Origin of the sequence: Salmonella sp. SJTUF14076, from assembly GCF_015534835.1 — a bacterium.
GTDB classification, from domain to species: Bacteria; Pseudomonadota; Gammaproteobacteria; order Enterobacterales; family Enterobacteriaceae; genus Salmonella; species Salmonella enterica.
The window spans coordinates 2446284-2461548 of sequence record NZ_CP064674.1 but is presented as its reverse complement, the minus strand read 5'-3'; the positions used below and the strand labels follow the sequence as shown (position 1 = coordinate 2461548).

General features: G+C 48.2%; 15 protein-coding genes. 3 read left to right on the top strand and 12 right to left on the bottom strand.

The genetic code is table 11. The features are described 5' to 3' along the window. The first annotated feature begins 287 nt into the window (after window positions 1-287). Entirely contained in the window at window positions 288-1406 is a 1119-nt protein-coding gene (gene ompC / locus HU143_RS11950; RefSeq protein ID WP_023227492.1) for a porin OmpC, read from the top strand. Window positions 1407-1546: 140 nt separating this feature from the next. On the opposite strand, the gene hypA is transcribed toward ompC, so the two are convergent. Genes hypA through HU143_RS11905 form a run of 9 tightly spaced genes read right to left on the bottom strand, consistent with a single transcriptional unit; the run spans window position 1547 to window position 8777 of the window. Beyond that, window positions 1547-1888, bottom strand: coding sequence for a hydrogenase maturation nickel metallochaperone HypA (hypA, locus tag HU143_RS11945; protein ID WP_000544772.1), 342 nt, complete (start codon window positions 1886-1888; stop codon window positions 1547-1549). 12 nt (window positions 1889-1900) lie between these two features. Next, window positions 1901-2788, bottom strand: a complete 888-nt coding sequence (locus HU143_RS11940; RefSeq protein ID WP_023227493.1) for a dehydrogenase — start codon at window positions 2786-2788, stop codon at window positions 1901-1903. After that, complete coding sequence (locus HU143_RS11935) at window positions 2776-3837, bottom strand: hydrogenase expression/formation C-terminal domain-containing protein (protein WP_023227494.1); 1062 nt, start codon at window positions 3835-3837, stop codon at window positions 2776-2778. Before HU143_RS11935 ends, HU143_RS11940 begins: the two co-directional genes overlap by 13 nt. Before the next feature lie 17 nt (window positions 3838-3854). Then, a complete protein-coding gene (locus tag HU143_RS11930; protein WP_023227495.1) occupies window positions 3855-4265 on the bottom strand; it encodes a hydrogenase-1 operon protein HyaE2 in 411 nt (136 codons plus the stop codon). Continuing rightward, window positions 4262-4561 (bottom strand): HypC/HybG/HupF family hydrogenase formation chaperone, encoded by a 300-nt coding sequence (gene hypC, locus HU143_RS11925; protein ID WP_000334907.1) that lies wholly within the window; start codon window positions 4559-4561, stop codon window positions 4262-4264. Before hypC ends, HU143_RS11930 begins: the two co-directional genes overlap by 4 nt. Then, on the bottom strand, window positions 4561-5169 hold the full coding sequence (gene hybD, locus HU143_RS11920; protein ID WP_001580038.1) for a HyaD/HybD family hydrogenase maturation endopeptidase: 609 nt from the start codon (window positions 5167-5169) through the stop codon (window positions 4561-4563). The genes hypC and hybD overlap by 1 nt, the downstream gene beginning before the upstream one ends. Before the next feature lie 5 nt (window positions 5170-5174). Further along, entirely contained in the window at window positions 5175-5918 is a 744-nt protein-coding gene (gene cybH, locus HU143_RS11915) for a Ni/Fe-hydrogenase, b-type cytochrome subunit (RefSeq protein ID WP_023227496.1), read from the bottom strand. Continuing rightward, window positions 5869-7671, bottom strand: coding sequence for a nickel-dependent hydrogenase large subunit (locus HU143_RS11910; protein WP_000331200.1), 1803 nt, complete (start codon window positions 7669-7671; stop codon window positions 5869-5871). Before HU143_RS11910 ends, cybH begins: the two co-directional genes overlap by 50 nt. A 2-nt stretch (window positions 7672-7673) precedes the next feature. Next, complete coding sequence (locus tag HU143_RS11905) at window positions 7674-8777, bottom strand: hydrogenase small subunit (RefSeq protein WP_001194448.1); 1104 nt, start codon at window positions 8775-8777, stop codon at window positions 7674-7676. Between the two features lie 428 nt (window positions 8778-9205). Between HU143_RS11905 and HU143_RS11900 the strand changes: the two genes are divergently transcribed. Then, a complete protein-coding gene (locus HU143_RS11900; protein WP_001618077.1) occupies window positions 9206-10297 on the top strand; it encodes a choloylglycine hydrolase family protein in 1092 nt (363 codons plus the stop codon). Between the two features lie 45 nt (window positions 10298-10342). Continuing rightward, window positions 10343-11134 carry a FadR/GntR family transcriptional regulator gene (locus tag HU143_RS11895; RefSeq protein WP_001518759.1) on the top strand — a complete coding sequence of 264 codons (792 nt, stop codon included), beginning with the start codon at window positions 10343-10345 and terminating at the stop codon, window positions 11132-11134. Between the two features lie 58 nt (window positions 11135-11192). On the opposite strand, the gene HU143_RS11890 is transcribed toward HU143_RS11895, so the two are convergent. The 3 genes from HU143_RS11890 to HU143_RS11880 all read right to left on the bottom strand — a co-directional run bounded on the left by HU143_RS11890 (window position 11193) and on the right by HU143_RS11880 (window position 15212). Further along, window positions 11193-12218, bottom strand: coding sequence for a zinc-binding alcohol dehydrogenase family protein (locus HU143_RS11890; protein WP_023227497.1), 1026 nt, complete (start codon window positions 12216-12218; stop codon window positions 11193-11195). Continuing rightward, window positions 12193-13479 (bottom strand): MFS transporter, encoded by a 1287-nt coding sequence (locus HU143_RS11885; protein ID WP_000824240.1) that lies wholly within the window; start codon window positions 13477-13479, stop codon window positions 12193-12195. Before HU143_RS11885 ends, HU143_RS11890 begins: the two co-directional genes overlap by 26 nt. A gap of 176 nt (window positions 13480-13655) precedes the next feature. Continuing rightward, a complete protein-coding gene (locus HU143_RS11880) occupies window positions 13656-15212 on the bottom strand; it encodes a PhoPQ-activated pathogenicity-related family protein (RefSeq protein WP_072162120.1) in 1557 nt (518 codons plus the stop codon). Between the last annotated feature and the right edge of the window lie 53 nt (window positions 15213-15265).

The following is a 15265-nucleotide window of genomic DNA, read 5'->3' as shown; positions in this document are numbered from 1 at the left end:
GATTCCGTCTTAACGAATGCCAGCCGAGTGTTAAGTGCCATTCTCGCCCTGGCATCCCCGACCGTAAGCCAGTTCTCTACTGGTAACCCCCTTGTTATTACAGCAGAAAACAGGGCATATCATTGATGTAGTCATGCTTAACTTGCATTTTAACATCACTAATACATAGCAAGCTAATATTACACTTTGAAACTTAACGCACGGTAATTGTTAGTGATATTGTCCTGGACAGTTCCGCGAGCAGGTTTTGCGGAAAGTCCAAAAATAAGACAAATAAGGCATATAAAATGAAAAAAGTAGTGGTGTTATCTGCGGTAGCCGCAGCCGTGATGATGGCTGGAGCCGCCAACGCAGCAGAAATCTATAACAAGGATGGCAATAAACTGGATTTGTATGGCAAGGTCGACGGCCTGCATTATTTTTCCAGTAATCATAGTACGGATGGCGATCAATCTTATATCCGTATGGGTATTAAAGGCGAGACTCAAATTACCGATCAACTAACCGGTTTTGGACAGTGGGAGTATCAGGTCAACGCCAATCGTCCGGAAGATGGTGACTCCAGCGGTTCCCCGCAAAGCTGGACGCGTCTCGGTTTTGCTGGTTTGGCATTTGCCGATATGGGGTCTGTTGATTATGGTCGTAACTATGGCGTGTTATACGACATTGGTTCATGGACTGACGTACTGCCTGAATTTGGTAATGATTCGTATGAAGCTTCCGATAATTTTATGACCGGACGCGCGAATGGCGTTCTGACTTATCGCAATAATGATTTCTTTGGTCTGGTTGATGGCCTGAATATTGCGTTGCAGTATCAGGGTAAAAATGACGGCCTGTCGAAAGAAGGCGATCCTTTAAGTAATAATGCCAGAAAAAGTATCGCGTACCAGAATGGCGATGGTTTCGGGGCATCAGCGACATATGATTTGGGCATGGGGGTGAGCCTGGGGGCAGCCTATACCAGTTCCAAACGCACGCTTGATCAGATTACGCAAGATAAATACGACAATGGCGACCGCGCTGAAGCCTGGACTGGCGGCGTGAAGTATGATGCCAATAATATTTACCTGGCGGCAAACTATACCCGTACTTATGATATGACCTATATGGGTGATACATTGGGCGGCTTTGCACATAAAACCGATAACTGGGAAATGGTAGGGCAATATCAATTTGATAATGGCTTACGCCCATCACTGGCGTTCCTGCAATCCAGAGCCAATGATGTTGATGGACTGGGTTCGTTCGACCTTGTGAAATATATTGATGTGGGTTCCTACTACTACTTCAATAAAAATATGTCCGCGTATGTTGACTACAAAATCAATCTGCTAAAAGATGGCAACCCATCGAATCCTAATACAGACAACACCGTGGCGCTCGGCTTAGTCTACGAGTTTTGATAAAACTTGCTGATTAAGACAGTTTAGGGATACCCTCCTTTTCCCAAAACTGTGTCACTGCTTAACCTTTATTATTGTCAGTTTATTCTTTTATTATTTCAGGACGCTTCTGGCGTCCTTTTTTATTGACTATTCGTTGACTATTCGACTTCGATCTCGCGAATGCGCATTCTGCTACTGTCATCTATCTGCACTTTGCCTGAATGACAAAAGGGACAACAGAGTGTGGATGTTTGCGAGGTGAAGGGTTGATTACAGGACAGACACCAACCTTGCGCCGGTGCGATAGTAATGTGGAAACGCGCATTGTCTGCAAGGGTATGACGAGCGGCGACATCCAGGCCAAAATGCAGCGCCGGCACCTCAACACAGGCCATAACGCCAATCTCCAGCCAGACTTGCTTTACCTTGCTGAACTGGTGATTTACAGCCTGTTCCTCCAGCAATTCGATAATATTTTGCGCCAGGGCTAATTCATGCATGGGCCAGCTCCTTCATTCAACAATATTTACGGCGACACAAGGATCAATTACCTGTAACTGTTGCGACCACAATGAGAGTGGAATAGTGGCCAGTTCGCGAGCAATGACGCCGTCAGATTGGGCGTGACGTGTGGTAGGTGAGATAATACGGTAATCAAGAATATTACCTGACGTCGTCAGTCTGGCCTGATGAACTAACCATCCTCGCGCGGTTTCCACTACCGCTATTTTCCATTCGCCATCATCAAAACGATTCCAGCGCAGGGTAGGAAGGGCGCTCAAACTTCGGGCGAGCGTAATGCAGCGGGCCAGCAGACGTAGCGCAGTCGTTTTTCCGCTAAGACAACAGGCTGACAGCAGCGGATATTCGATAGCCAGAGGCGAGACATCCAGGGGACCATGGGTTATTAACGTATGGTCCGGGGACGACGCCATCGGTAGTGTAGGTGTAATGATATTCTGTACTGCCGCCAGCCAGCTGGCGGTTTCAGAACGCTCTTGCAAAAACCAGGCTTCCCAGCCCTTTACGCCAGCGGCAAGCCAGGTCTGAGGATCATCGTCAAAAAAGATTGTGCTTGCCAGCGGGGATAACTCTCCGCGACGTAACAACGCCCATTCTTCAGCGGTTGCCTGTCGGTGGCTAAACAGGGGGAGCCAGTCGGTCAACGCGCGACGGAGCGTTTCTCGCGCCAGCTCTTGTTGTGCGGCCTGCATATCTGGCTTCTCTTCAGGAAACAACAGTAAAGCCGCCGCCGCGCTGTGCGCCTGAGCGCACAACGTAAACAAACGTGAAATAAGCGTTTTTGCGTATACCGGCGTTGCGCCCTGTAACAAACGACCGATCGGCGCCTCCTGCCAGATAATCCGTAGCGGGTGAGAATAGACGGTCAATCTTTGCACGAACTATTACCTTCATCGATCACCATAAACCCGGACTTACTGGTTTCGCAAACCGGACAGCACCAGTAATCAGGTAACTGGCTGAAGGGCACGCCGGGTGGAATTTGCCATACATCATCGCCCAGCGCAGGGTCGTAAACCCACCAACATACTTTGCACTCCATGCGCACCACTGGCTCATTTTCTGTAACCGGGTATTCTTTCAACCATTCCAACGTATTTTTTAGCCCCGCGTAGGCATCTTCGATATCATCGATGCCTGCAACGGCGATATCAGGAATGTCCGCTATCTCAATCATATCTTGCAGTAATGTGTTCATATCATTGAAATAATTGACCCGCCATACGCCGGGAAAATGCGTGCTTACAATCCGGCATTTACCATATCCGCGTGAAAAAATAGCGCTACAGCCTTCGCCTAAAAAATGATCCAGATACTCGCGATCGGCATCGTTTACTGGCAACAGCGTTAAGTTAATGATGTGCGGCTCTTTTACCGGCTGTTTTACGCGCTCGGCTATTTCATGCGCGATAAAGGCGCCATTCATCAATCCCGCCGGTTGCGGCGGCAATTCTGGCGTAATCGGCGGCTGCGGATGCGTCTGCCAGATGCTCTCTGGGATCGGGCCAATGATAATTTCATCGGCAACCCGTTGCTGGTCAGCGTTATATTCACGTACACGCCAGACGCCCGTAAAAACCGTCTCCTGAATACGCTGTTCTTTTCCATCGGGTAATAGTACCCGGGCGGATATTTCACCTTCGCCGAGCAGTTGATCCAACAAACCGCTATTCTGTTGCTCAGTGGCATTCAGCTTATAGCTCAGGGGAAACGGGAGCGTTGCCACCGGGTTATCCATATCGCGAATAAGCGTAGTCAGGATGTGTCTGGCAACACGAAGCTCAGCGGGCAGCGCCTGTTCCGGTAAAACCGGCGTCAGTGGGAGATTAATGCCGGCGGGGATAGGAAGAAAGTTAAAGTCTTCCTCTTCTGGCTGCGAGCCTGGTCCGGCAATATTAACGACTGGAATAGTTCTGGAATGATTCACGTGTGTTACCTTTCATTCTATTGCGTGATAACGGGAATATCCTGACGATAGCCCGGTGTGGTCAGCAATGCGGCCACCCGCTGAGAGTATTCTTGCCAGCTATATAATCCCGCCAGACTGCCGACAAAACGGTGCTGGCGAAAGAAAAGCAGCGCCGGATATTTCAGAATGCGATACTTCCGGGCGATCAGTTCACTCTGTTCGCTATCCGCAAATGCCGCGGTATAAGACGTCGCCGGAAATTGCTTGAGGATCTCCGGGATAATGACCCAACTGTCGGCGACTTCCGGATGTTTGTTGGGGTCGCTTTGCAGCAAAACCAGCACAGTCGGATGCGCATTAATCAACGACGGGAGCGTTTGCGCATCGGTAACCAGAAAGCCTTTATCCGCCAGTGGACAAACAGGATTTTGGGGTGAGATAGTCATTTTTTTAAATGCTCCGGTAATTCAGGCGTGCGAGACAATAAATCGGCAAAACCGGTCAGCGGATCGCTTTGCGTGAGCATGGCCTGTTCCAGCGAGTCCAGCGCCGCCAGTACCTCAACGGCTTCCGCTTCGTCCATTTCTCGTCGCGCTGCGCCGCCAAATGTCAGCAGCCATGCGCCTGCTAAGGGGGGAGCCACAAGCCGAATATCAACGTCGATAAGCTCGCCGTGTCGGTCGCGGCATTTGGCGAACCACTGACCGGGTGAAATAACCTGCACAGGAACGCCAATACACATTATGATTTCTCTCTCTGTAGCACCCGAATATCGCCGACCCGGCAAGCGCTTTGCGCATCTGGCCGTTCATCTTCGTAGCGTTCCATACACAGGCTGTAATGATTGAGTCTTTCAGTGGGCAAGGCCGCTGAAGAGGCGGTAATACCCCATTGCGCCAGCACTTCCTGCGCAAGATAGACCGCAGGCATCAGTTGCGCCTTTACCTGCGGCGTGAGACTCCCGCCATAGTCATCCAGACATTCCGGCTGCACGCCAATCAGCACAATCTCCGCTAACTGACCGCCGGTTAATTGCAGCAATGCCAGCACTTCAGAAAAACTGGTCTGATGTAAACTGAGTTTTTTCGCCGTCAGATAGGCGGGAACCTGTTCATCACGAAACATCGCCAGCGAACCTGGCGCCATACCAAAATCGATAGCATCCATGATTAACAGTTTTTCGGTCTGTTGCAGCCAGGGCAGCAGCGCCAGCCCCTGCGTACCGCCATCAACAACGTCAACTTTCTCGTTATCGGCATACTGTTCAAACAGCTTTTCCGCCGCTCTGACGCCGAACCCTTCATCTGCCCAAAGCAGGTTGCCAAGCCCTAAGATTGTTACTTCTGCCATTGTTATCACCTGAACCAGCGCCAGCCGCTTATCATGACGGAGATCACGCTTTGCCGGCTCATAATGTCTTCGCGGATAGCGGTATAAACATGCGCAATGACGAAGGCGATAATGAACCACATGCCCAGCCGGTGCCAGAAATGTAGCGCGAGGCTATCGTTGCCAGTCAGGCGAATCATCCAGCCAAACCATTGATACGCCCAACTGTCTGTTCCAAGTCCTTCGCCATAGAGCGCAAAGCCGCTACACACCATCAGTACGGACATCCAGAAATAGAACATTACCGCCAGTCCCGCTACCGGATTATGTCCATAGTAACGATGGGCCTCTTTTTCGAGGAAAAAATACCAACGGATTTCGCTGATAACGCCTTTGCGCCAGGCGCGGCGCCAGAACGGAACCAGAAACATCTCCCTGGCGTACTCATTGCCGACACATGCCCAGTAAATACGAAACAGCAGCGCGACAGTAAAAATATACGCCGTGGTAAAATGGATCAGTCGTATCCAGCCCATCCAAAACATAAAGGTCGCTTCACCTTGAATCGATGGCAGGGGGCGGCCAATGAAATATCCTGTAACAGCCAGGACGACAATGGATAACGCCGTGATCCAGTGCCATAAACGGACCGGCGCTTCATAGATATAGGACCCCTGGCTGGTTATTTCTTTGAGATGCATTGAGACCTCCGAATCGTCGTCATCGTACCTGAACCCTGACCAGCTCCCCTCCATGATTATCAATAACATGGGTGGAGCAGGCCAGGCAGGGATCGAAGCTGTGCAGAGTACGTAAAATCTCCAATGGTTGATCGGGAACGGCGAGTTTAGTCCCCATTAACGCCGCTTCGTACGCGCCAATTTGACCTTTATCGTCACGTGGCCCGGCATTCCAGGTTGTCGGTACCACACACTGATAGCTGTCGATTTTCTGATTTTCAATTTTTATCCAGTGGCCCAGCGCGCCGCGCGGCGCCTCGCTGAAACCAACGCCTTTTGCCGATGTAGGCCAGGTATCGGGTTCCCAGAGCGTGACGTTTGCCGTCGCCGTATCGCCGGACTTGAGGTTACGCATCAGACGATCGAAGAAATATTGCAGCGTATTGCCTGCCCATACGGATTCCAGCGCACGCGCGGCAGTACGTCCTAATGTAGAAAAGAGCGCTTCTTTAGGCAGCTTTAATACACTCAGCAGTTGATCCACGGGCTCTTTAAATTCCGGTTTATTTTGATGATATCCAATCAGATAACGCGCCAGCGGACCTACCTCCATCGCATGTCCCTTCCAGCGCGGCGATTTAATCCATGAATATTTAGCGGACTCATCCACCTGTTCGATAAAAGTTTTTGTGCCTTTATAGTGTTCGCCCATGACCAGTTGCGGTTCGGTCAGACCATCCCAGGGATGCAGGCCCTTATCGTTATTGCCGTTACCATAGGTATACCAGGAGTGAGTGACAAACTCCTGAATCTCATCGGGGGCGGTTAAATCGACAGGATGAATTTCGTCGAAACGACCGTTAATGATAGCCCCACGCGGAAGCAGAAGATTACTGGCGGAATAATCGTTAGGGTTATCCGGAAACTCGCCATAAGCCAGCAGGTTCATGCTCGATAACCCGCCGCCGATTTTTGCCCAGTCTTTGTAATAACTGGCAATCAGCAAGACGTCCGGAAGATAAACTTGTTCGCAGAACTGGCGAGCTTTTTGGATGATGGAACTGACAAGGTTCAGGCGCTCCATATTCACTGCGCCGACCGCGCCCGTTTCGTCAAGGTTGATGGCGCAAGGGACGCCGCCCACCAGCCAGTTAGGATGCGGGTTTTTACCACCGAAAACGGTGTGAATTTTTACGATCTCTTTTTGAAAATCGAGCGCTTCAAGATAGTGGGCGACCGCCAGCAAATTGGCTTCCGGCGGAAGTTTCATCGCCGGATGTCCCCAGTAGCCATTACGGAAAGGGCCAAGTTGACCGGACTCGATAAACCGCTTCAGTCGATTTTGCAAATCGCGGAAATATCCCGGCGAGGATAGCGGCCATGCGGAAAGGCTTTGCGCGATGGCGGAGGTCTGATGCGGGTCGGCTTTCAGGGCGGCAACTACATCGACCCAGTCCAGCGCGTGCAGATGATAAAAATGCACCAGGTGATCGTGAACGTGTAGCGTAGCCTGCATCATATTACGGATACAGTTTGCGTTGTCCGGAATCGCGATTCCCAGCGCATTTTCTACGGCACGGATTGAGGTCAGAGCGTGTGTACCGGTGCAGACGCCGCAAATGCGTTCAACAAATGCCCAGGCGTCTCGCGGATCGCGACCTTTCAGGATAACCTCCAGGCCGCGCCACATGGTGCCGGTCGACACGGCGTTAGTAATGACATTATTACTGTCGATATTCACTTCGCAGCGCATATGCCCTTCGATGCGAGTAACCGGATCGACCACAATTCGCCGTCCGCTATTGTCCAGCGTAAAACCCTGAGTCTGATAAGGATATGCCATAATTATTTTTTCTCTTCCGGAGCGTTTTCTGATGACGTGTTGTTTTTATTGCGGGCATGTTTTATGGCGCTCACCGTGGCGTGAGCGATGGCGGCAGCGCCCGCGACGCCAGCAACGCCCAGTCCGATTTTATCGGCGGTAGCCTCAATGCCGGTTTGCGGAATGCCCGTTGCCCGGCTGTAAAAAGAACCGTAATCCCAGAATCCATCTTCCGAACATCCGAGGCATCCATGACCCGACTGGATAGGAAAAGACACGCCATCATTCCAGCGAACGGTTGAACAGGCGTTATAGGTGGTCGGGCCTTTACAGCCCATCTTGTACAGGCAATACCCTTTTCTGGCGCCTTCGTCATCCCACGCTTCCACAAACTGACCGGCATCGAAATGCGCGCGTCGGTAGCATTTGTCATGAATTCGCTGGCCATAAAACATTTTTGGTCGTCCAAGACGATCAAGGGGAGGGATGCGATCAAATGCCAGCATATAGGTGATAACGGCGGACATCACTTCAGGTATAGGCGGGCAGCCTGGCACTTTAATAATGGGTTTATCGGTAATTAATTTGTGAACCGGCGTGGCTTTAGTTGGGTTGGGACGGGCTGCCTGCACGCAGCCCCATGATGCGCAGGACCCCCAGGCGATAATCGCTTTAGCATCCGCGCTGACGCGTTTTAACTTCTCCAGGAACGGCTCGCCAGCCAATATGCAAAACATCCCATCTTCATTCAGCGGCGCGTTACCTTCCACGGCAACGATATAATTTCCTTTGTACTCACGCATCACATCCGCCAACGCCTGCTCGGCTTGTTGCCCTGCGGCGGCCATAATGGTGTCGTCATAATCCAGGGAAATGAGCGACAAAATGGCATCTTTTGCCAACGGGTGCGCAGAGCGAATGAAAGATTCGGTACAGCAGGTACATTCAAGACCATGCAGCCATATCACTGGCGTACGCGGTTTATTCTCCAGGGCATAAGCTATTTGAGGAATCATCGAACTGCTCAGGCCTAAAGACGTTGCGGTAAGGCTGCAAAACTTGAGGAAGCTACGCCTTGTCACGCCGTGTCTACGCATAACTTGATAAAATGTATCTTGTGTTTGCATAACGTTTATCCCAAACCACTATAGTTAGTGTGGGCATCATATGTTGCATTTCTTGTCTTTCTCAACGTGTTTTAGTAGCAATTATGTTTCTAATTCGTAACAACTGATTACATGTGTGCTACTCACATTACTCAAAAACATAAATTAATTTAATGTTATTGGTGTTGTGGAGTAAATATAGCGTTGTGATGGCATCTCTTAATGTTGATAAGAAACCGTGTTTTTTATTTATAACATGATGGGATTTTTTTAAATGGTCACACGGATAACGCGTTTTCATGTTAGTTCGCTGTGTTTAACTCTCCTTTAAACCCGTCAGTTAAATTTATTAGCTTGTAAAATAAGATCACAATTAATTACGTGCTGCATAACCATTGATAGGTTTAATTTAATATATTCATCTAATCCATTTTACAAACAAGGAGATCATGATGAAAAAAAGTAAAGCAATGTTATTTATCGCTCCGGCGCTGTTTTCATACGCCCTGGCTGCACAGGCCTGCACAACCCTTGCTATTCAGGATAAACAAGGCGATATTTTTCATGGGCGTACACTGGAATATATGCAGGATTTACCCTCATGGTTAACATATTATCCGGCGGGAACGCAGTTTGATAAAAAAACGCCGGATGGCCGTCAGGGAGTAAGCTATCAGGCGAAATATCCGATACTGGCTATTACCTCCAACATCACTGATGGCGATAGCAGAGACATACTTGAAGGCATGAATAGCGCGGGATTGTCATTTAGTGAAAACATGATCATGAATGCGCAGTTGCCGCCATTGCCCGCGAGTGAATATAAACAGGCAATTCCTGTCACCTCGTTGGGAGAATGGGCGCTGGCCCGTTTTGCTACTGTCGGCGAGGTAAAACAGGCAATAAAAGAGGGCAAATTCTGGTCACCGGAGCTGCATCGGTTTGGCGATCTGAAATCGCCATTTCATTACGCGTTTTACGACAAGAAAGGAGGAAGCATTGTCGTTGAAGTGGAAAATGGCAAATTCCATGTCTATGACAATCCCACTCGCGTGATGACAAATGGTCCCGCATTCCCCTGGCATCTGACAAATCTGAATAATTATACGCAATTAACCAATGTGGACCGCTCTTCAGGCACATTGGGCGGGATAAAAGTGATGCAGCCTGATAGCGGGATTGCTATTGCAGACTTGCCATCGTCCGATACGTCGGTTTCCCGTTTTATACGCGGCGTTTATTACACCACATATGCACCGCAAGCGACATCCGCCCACGATGCAATGAATACGCTTGCGCATATTATGAGCCGTTTCGATCGTCCGAAAAATATTACGGTTGATTATATGGGGAGTGAAGGGGAAGGCAACGCCACCCGCAAACCGGTCTCAGAATATACGGTCTGGACAACGCTGTCTGACTTGACGCACGGTGAGATGATGGTGCGCGGCTACAATGATATCAACTATAAAACCTGGTCCCTTTCTCAGTTTAAGAACGCGACTGCGCCCGTGTTCGAGAAAATCAACGTCAAAGGATAAACCGCTCGTCTCTGTTTAGTTTCCCCGGTAGTCTCGGCGAAGGTAATGGAGACTACCGGCGGTTGCTTCTCTTTATCATGCACGGTAATTAATTATCACGATCACCAGCGCCAGGATGGTATGCTAAATCCATTCAAAATCCCCTGGATATGGATTGGAGGGCGCATGGTTATACCTGAGGTCAGGCAGGAGAGGCTCTATCAGAAGATAGCCAACCTCATCATTAAGCTGATCAATGATAATATTTTTCCACCGGGAACTTTTTTACCGCCAGAACGCGAACTGGCAAAACAGCTTGGCGTGAGCCGCGCCTCCTTGCGAGAAGCCCTTATTGTACTGGAGATCTCGGGATGGATCGTGATTCAGTCCGGTAATGGGGTTATCGTTTCAGATAAAAAACACCTTGCCAGCGACTATACCATTGAAGAAATTCTCTCTACTCGCGAGCTGGTCGATAGCCATTGTGCGCGCTTAGCCGCACAAAACGATAACGTTGACGTCATCAACCAAATAGAGGCGATTTATCATCGTATGGATCAAGCCATTAACGATAATAACGTCCACGGCTTTTACTCGCTGGATAAAGAGTTTCACCTTGCGATCTCTGAGGCCAGCCGTAACCGGGTGTTGTTCGATATGTCCCGTATGTTATGGGAACAACGGATTAATATCCCTTATGCTGGGCTCGATGAGCAGTCTGGAGACAGAAATGTTTTACTTAATCTCAACAAACAACATAAAGCGATAGTGGATGCGATGCGCCAGTCTGATGCTGACAGCGCCTATGAGGGATCGCTGGAACATTTACGCTATGTGAGAAAGATTGTCGGCGGCTAAGTTTGTCGGTAAATAACACCGCATGGCGGATATGCCATGCGGTGGAGCTTGCCGTAAATCAATGGAAAACAGCATTAATCTTTAAGTAGCGCTCCGGATAGCGATCAAGTTCTTTAACTGCATCAGGGATCTCATCAAGATTGACGACCTTACTGACAACATCTTGCGGATTAATCTCCAGCGTTGACAGCATGCGTAATGCCTCATCAAATTCACCGGCACTGGTGCGGGAGCCGCGTAAATCCAGTTCTTTGTAGGTGATCAGGTTCGTCGGCAGCGACGTTTCCTGTTTTGGCCATCCGGTAAACGAAATACGACCAGCAAACGATGCTAAATCAAGCGTATTTCGAATAGCGCTATTTGCGCCGGAGGCTTCTATCACGACCTGCGCCATGGTGCCGTGGGTGATATTTTTAATAGCGTCGATAACCTGATCGTCAGCGGCGTTCAGTACATAAGGAACGCCAAGCTTTTGCGCATAGCGTAACCTTTCTTCCACAATATCGATCAGAATAGGCGTTGCCTTGTAATGTCGCGCGCTTAATGCCGCCATAAGACCAATGGCCCCCGCGCCGATGATGGCAACATACTCCCCGGCCTTAACGTTTGCCCGATGCAGCGCGTGTAGAGCGATAGTCAGCGGTTCTGCCAGCGGCGCCATTTCAGAAGGCACATTATCTGGTATTTTATGAATTAAATGTGCAGGATGAGTAACCACCTCCTGCATTGCGCCATCGACATGCACGCCAATGACGTTTAAATTTTCACAACAATTAGTTCTGCCGACAGAGCAAGGGTAGCAGTGACCACAGTAAATATAGGGGTCAACAATCACGCGGTCGCCTTTTTTTATATTGTCCGGCATTCCTGCGCCTTCATGAAGAACAATTCCGGTCACTTCATGCCCGATAATTCTTGGATAAGTAACCAGTGGGTTCGTTCCACGAAAAGCCCCGATATCCGATCCGCAAATGCCTGCGGCATCAACCTTAATTAATACTTCATTTTCTTTCTTATGGGGATAATCCACCCAGCGGGTTTCAACTTCACCAGGCTTATTAATGAACACAGCTTTGACTTTCATTGGCTTTGAATCCTTTACTTTTTACAAACACGAAGACCAACAGGCTTGAAACGATAGCGATAGCACCAGCCAGATAGAACGCATAGTCATATTTACCGCTAAATTGAACGATAAAACCGGTGACAAGCGGACCGATAATGCCGGATATATTAGCCAGGCCATGCATGGCTCCGCCGACGCTCCCTACCTTATCTTTATGAACAACATCCTGAATAACCGCCCAATAAATTGGGCCCGTTAAATAGAGCAGGAAGAGTGAAACTGACATGAGCGTAATTGCGCTACCAATAGTGCTAACGGTACCGGAAACGGCAACACATACCGCCGCGCCTGCCAGACATACGCCCAGAATAAGTCGACGTGAGAGCAGAGCATTACCGGTAATCCGATAAATTACATCAGAACAGACGCCGCCGAGCACCATACCAATGGCGCCGATGACCCAGGGAATTACCGTGGCGATACTAATTTCTTTAATATCGAGATGTAACGAATGGTTCAGGTAACTTGGGAACCAGGTCAGGAAGAAAAAAAGAATATAGTTGTAGCTGAAAAAAGCCAGAGTTGTCGCCCATACCATTGGTTGTTTCATGTAATAGCCGAGTGAAGGCGTAGCCCGGCCATCATCAGATAAAATAACGTCCTCATGATTTTCAAAATCAATGCGTTCTTCCGGCGCCAGGCGTTTACTCATTGTTGGCTTATCGCTAACGATAAAGTACCACAGCAATACCCAGACCAGGCCAAATAAGAAAATAATGCCAAATGCGGGGCGCCAGCCTAAGGATAACGCCAACAGGCCCACAATCGGCCCGGACACCGCGCCGCCGAGCGGGGAACCGGCGCTAAAAATTCCGATCGCCGTGGCAGACTCCTTTCGGGAAATCCAGTTATTGATGATTTTATTTCCGGCAGCGCTGACCGGTCCTTCAGCCATACCGAAAAGAACGCGCACGATAAGCATTGTCCACAATCCGGTGACCAAACCAGTTAAGCCACAAAATACAGACCATAGTAACGCTGCGATGAGAAAAACCGTTTTTGGCCCAACTTTATCGCTGGCCCAGCCACCAATAAAATTAAACAGGGCGTATCCGATAAAAAACGCGCTGAAGATCATCCCCATCTCCGCGGCGTTAAATCCTAACTCCTTTTCGATCAAGGGGGCAGTTATCGACAATGCTGAACGATCCATATAGTTGAGCATGTAAACTATAAATAGAAGAAAAACGATAAGCCATCCCATTGTTTTTCTTTTCATGATTAATCCTCTTATTGTGGTCTAGCGGCCTGACCACAATATTTTAAGGTTATTTTCAAATCACCTCTCTTATGGTTAGAACGTGATCAATATAACAAAAATTTATCGCAGAGGATTCCTTGTCATCGCAAGCGTGATGGATTAAATCATTTAAAATCAGCTAATTACTTGAAAATTTAATCGGGACTATCGTTTTCCCCTAATCCACGCCCCGGTAACGTTTGACATGCGGTGTTAACGGAAGGTGGCGCTGTCTGTGGGTATTTTTCATCGGGCGTAATATAAACCTGACTCGTAGCGACATAGCCATCATTAAAAGTTGCTTCGATATAGGTAGCTTCCCAACCTGTCTTCGGTTCATTTAGCGTAATACTGATCTTATTGTTGGCGGGAATATCTATTGTAAGCGGCTGATAGCGGATGCCACAGGCATAACGAAAATCACGCGCATTTGGATTGTTGGCTGTCCAGCGAACGACTTTTACCGGCGCTTCTGAGAAATAGACCGTAAGAAGATGGTGGTGAATAAGGCCGATCAACTGCGGTAATGTTTTTTTACTTTGAAACCGGTTAATAAATGGAACGAGGCTTCCTTCAGCGAACTGGTTAATTGAGTAGTGGTTCATATTAGGCACTATACGTAATGATTTTACGCCAGGAAGTTTGCTATAATAAAAGCGAGTATTGTCTGGTACGAAGAAATCATCGCCACTTGCATTAATAATATATTTCGGTATTGCAAGGCGGGGTTGGTAAATAGTGTTGAGATATCTTAACGGATCTATTATTTGCCTTAGTTGGGTAAATGTGGGGGATTTTATTTTCTCATCTATGCCTTGCTGGTAGTAGGGGTAGAATGTAATGGGCCAATTTCCACCGTATGATTGATAAATATGCTCAAGTGAAGCATCAATATCAAGTAGATCAATGGCGAAGGGAACAATTGCTTCAACATCAGGATCGGCAATAGCTGACAACCAGGTGGTCCACCCACGCTTTGAAATACCTGTAATGATAAAGGAATTTATATTCCATTGCGTTAACTCCTTTTTTGCTAATCTCATCGCTTGCGATATGGCAGTGACCATAGGAATATTTAAAGGCATTAACTTACGTTGCTCCGGCGCTTCCATAAATAATGCCCAGCTTCGGGAAACGCTTTCGTCCTCTTTCAGTGGTTTTTTATCATCCTGAAAGGTTAAATATTGGTTAGGTATATCACTCACTGATATTACGATGGTATTCGTATCACGGGCGATGCTTGCCAGTGTTTGCTGAGTAAAATCAACGGGTTTACTGGGGATTTGTATGCCTTTTTCATAATTAATTCCGTTGTTTACAACCACCAAAGCATGGTGCTCTTTTGCCGTTTCAGGGATATAAATATCAACGTTATGTCGCCATTGCGCAGGGGTTACCATGTCATCTGGCGACCAGTGTTGCGATAATAATTCATAGTGTCTGACTACCACCTGTGCTAATGGAGCTGTACTAATCAAGGTATATTTTAGCGGTGTGTCTGAAATCTGCTCCCGGTAGTCAGGGAGAACATGAGACAAATCACACTCCGGGCTGTTTCGACAAAAGAAGATGTTGTTATGAAGTAGTGTATAAACTTTTGTAGAAATAAAAAACAGTACGATAACAACGAGATATATTTTTTTCATGCTTTCCCCGCGCGTTACAAGGGCAAATGCCAGCCAGCATAATTTCCATAAATACCTCTTAAACATTCAATATAAGTACAATACTTTTGATAAATAAGGGAAGAAGGGAGTAATAATGC

Bases quoted from the DNA above. Each gene is read 5' to 3' on its own strand.
- ompC (WP_023227492.1), top strand. From the start codon at position 288: ATGAAAAAAGTAGTGGTGTTATCTGCGGTAGCCGCAGCCGTGATGATG.
- hypA (WP_000544772.1), bottom strand. From the start codon at position 1,888: ATGCATGAATTAGCCCTGGCGCAAAATATTATCGAATTGCTGGAGGAA.
- HU143_RS11930 (WP_023227495.1), bottom strand. From the start codon at position 4,265: ATGACTATCTCACCCCAAAATCCTGTTTGTCCACTGGCGGATAAAGGC.
- hypC (WP_000334907.1), bottom strand. From the start codon at position 4,561: ATGTGTATTGGCGTTCCTGTGCAGGTTATTTCACCCGGTCAGTGGTTC.
- hybD (WP_001580038.1), bottom strand. From the start codon at position 5,169: ATGGCAGAAGTAACAATCTTAGGGCTTGGCAACCTGCTTTGGGCAGAT.
- cybH (WP_023227496.1), bottom strand. From the start codon at position 5,918: ATGTTATTGATAATCATGGAGGGGAGCTGGTCAGGGTTCAGGTACGAT.
- HU143_RS11910 (WP_000331200.1), bottom strand. From the start codon at position 7,671: ATGGCATATCCTTATCAGACTCAGGGTTTTACGCTGGACAATAGCGGA.
- HU143_RS11905 (WP_001194448.1), bottom strand. From the start codon at position 8,777: ATGCAAACACAAGATACATTTTATCAAGTTATGCGTAGACACGGCGTG.
- HU143_RS11900 (WP_001618077.1), top strand. From the start codon at position 9,206: ATGATGAAAAAAAGTAAAGCAATGTTATTTATCGCTCCGGCGCTGTTT.
- HU143_RS11895 (WP_001518759.1), top strand. From the start codon at position 10,343: ATGGAGACTACCGGCGGTTGCTTCTCTTTATCATGCACGGTAATTAAT.
- HU143_RS11890 (WP_023227497.1), bottom strand. From the start codon at position 12,218: ATGAAAGTCAAAGCTGTGTTCATTAATAAGCCTGGTGAAGTTGAAACC.
- HU143_RS11885 (WP_000824240.1), bottom strand. From the start codon at position 13,479: ATGAAAAGAAAAACAATGGGATGGCTTATCGTTTTTCTTCTATTTATA.
- HU143_RS11880 (WP_072162120.1), bottom strand. From the start codon at position 15,212: ATGTTTAAGAGGTATTTATGGAAATTATGCTGGCTGGCATTTGCCCTT.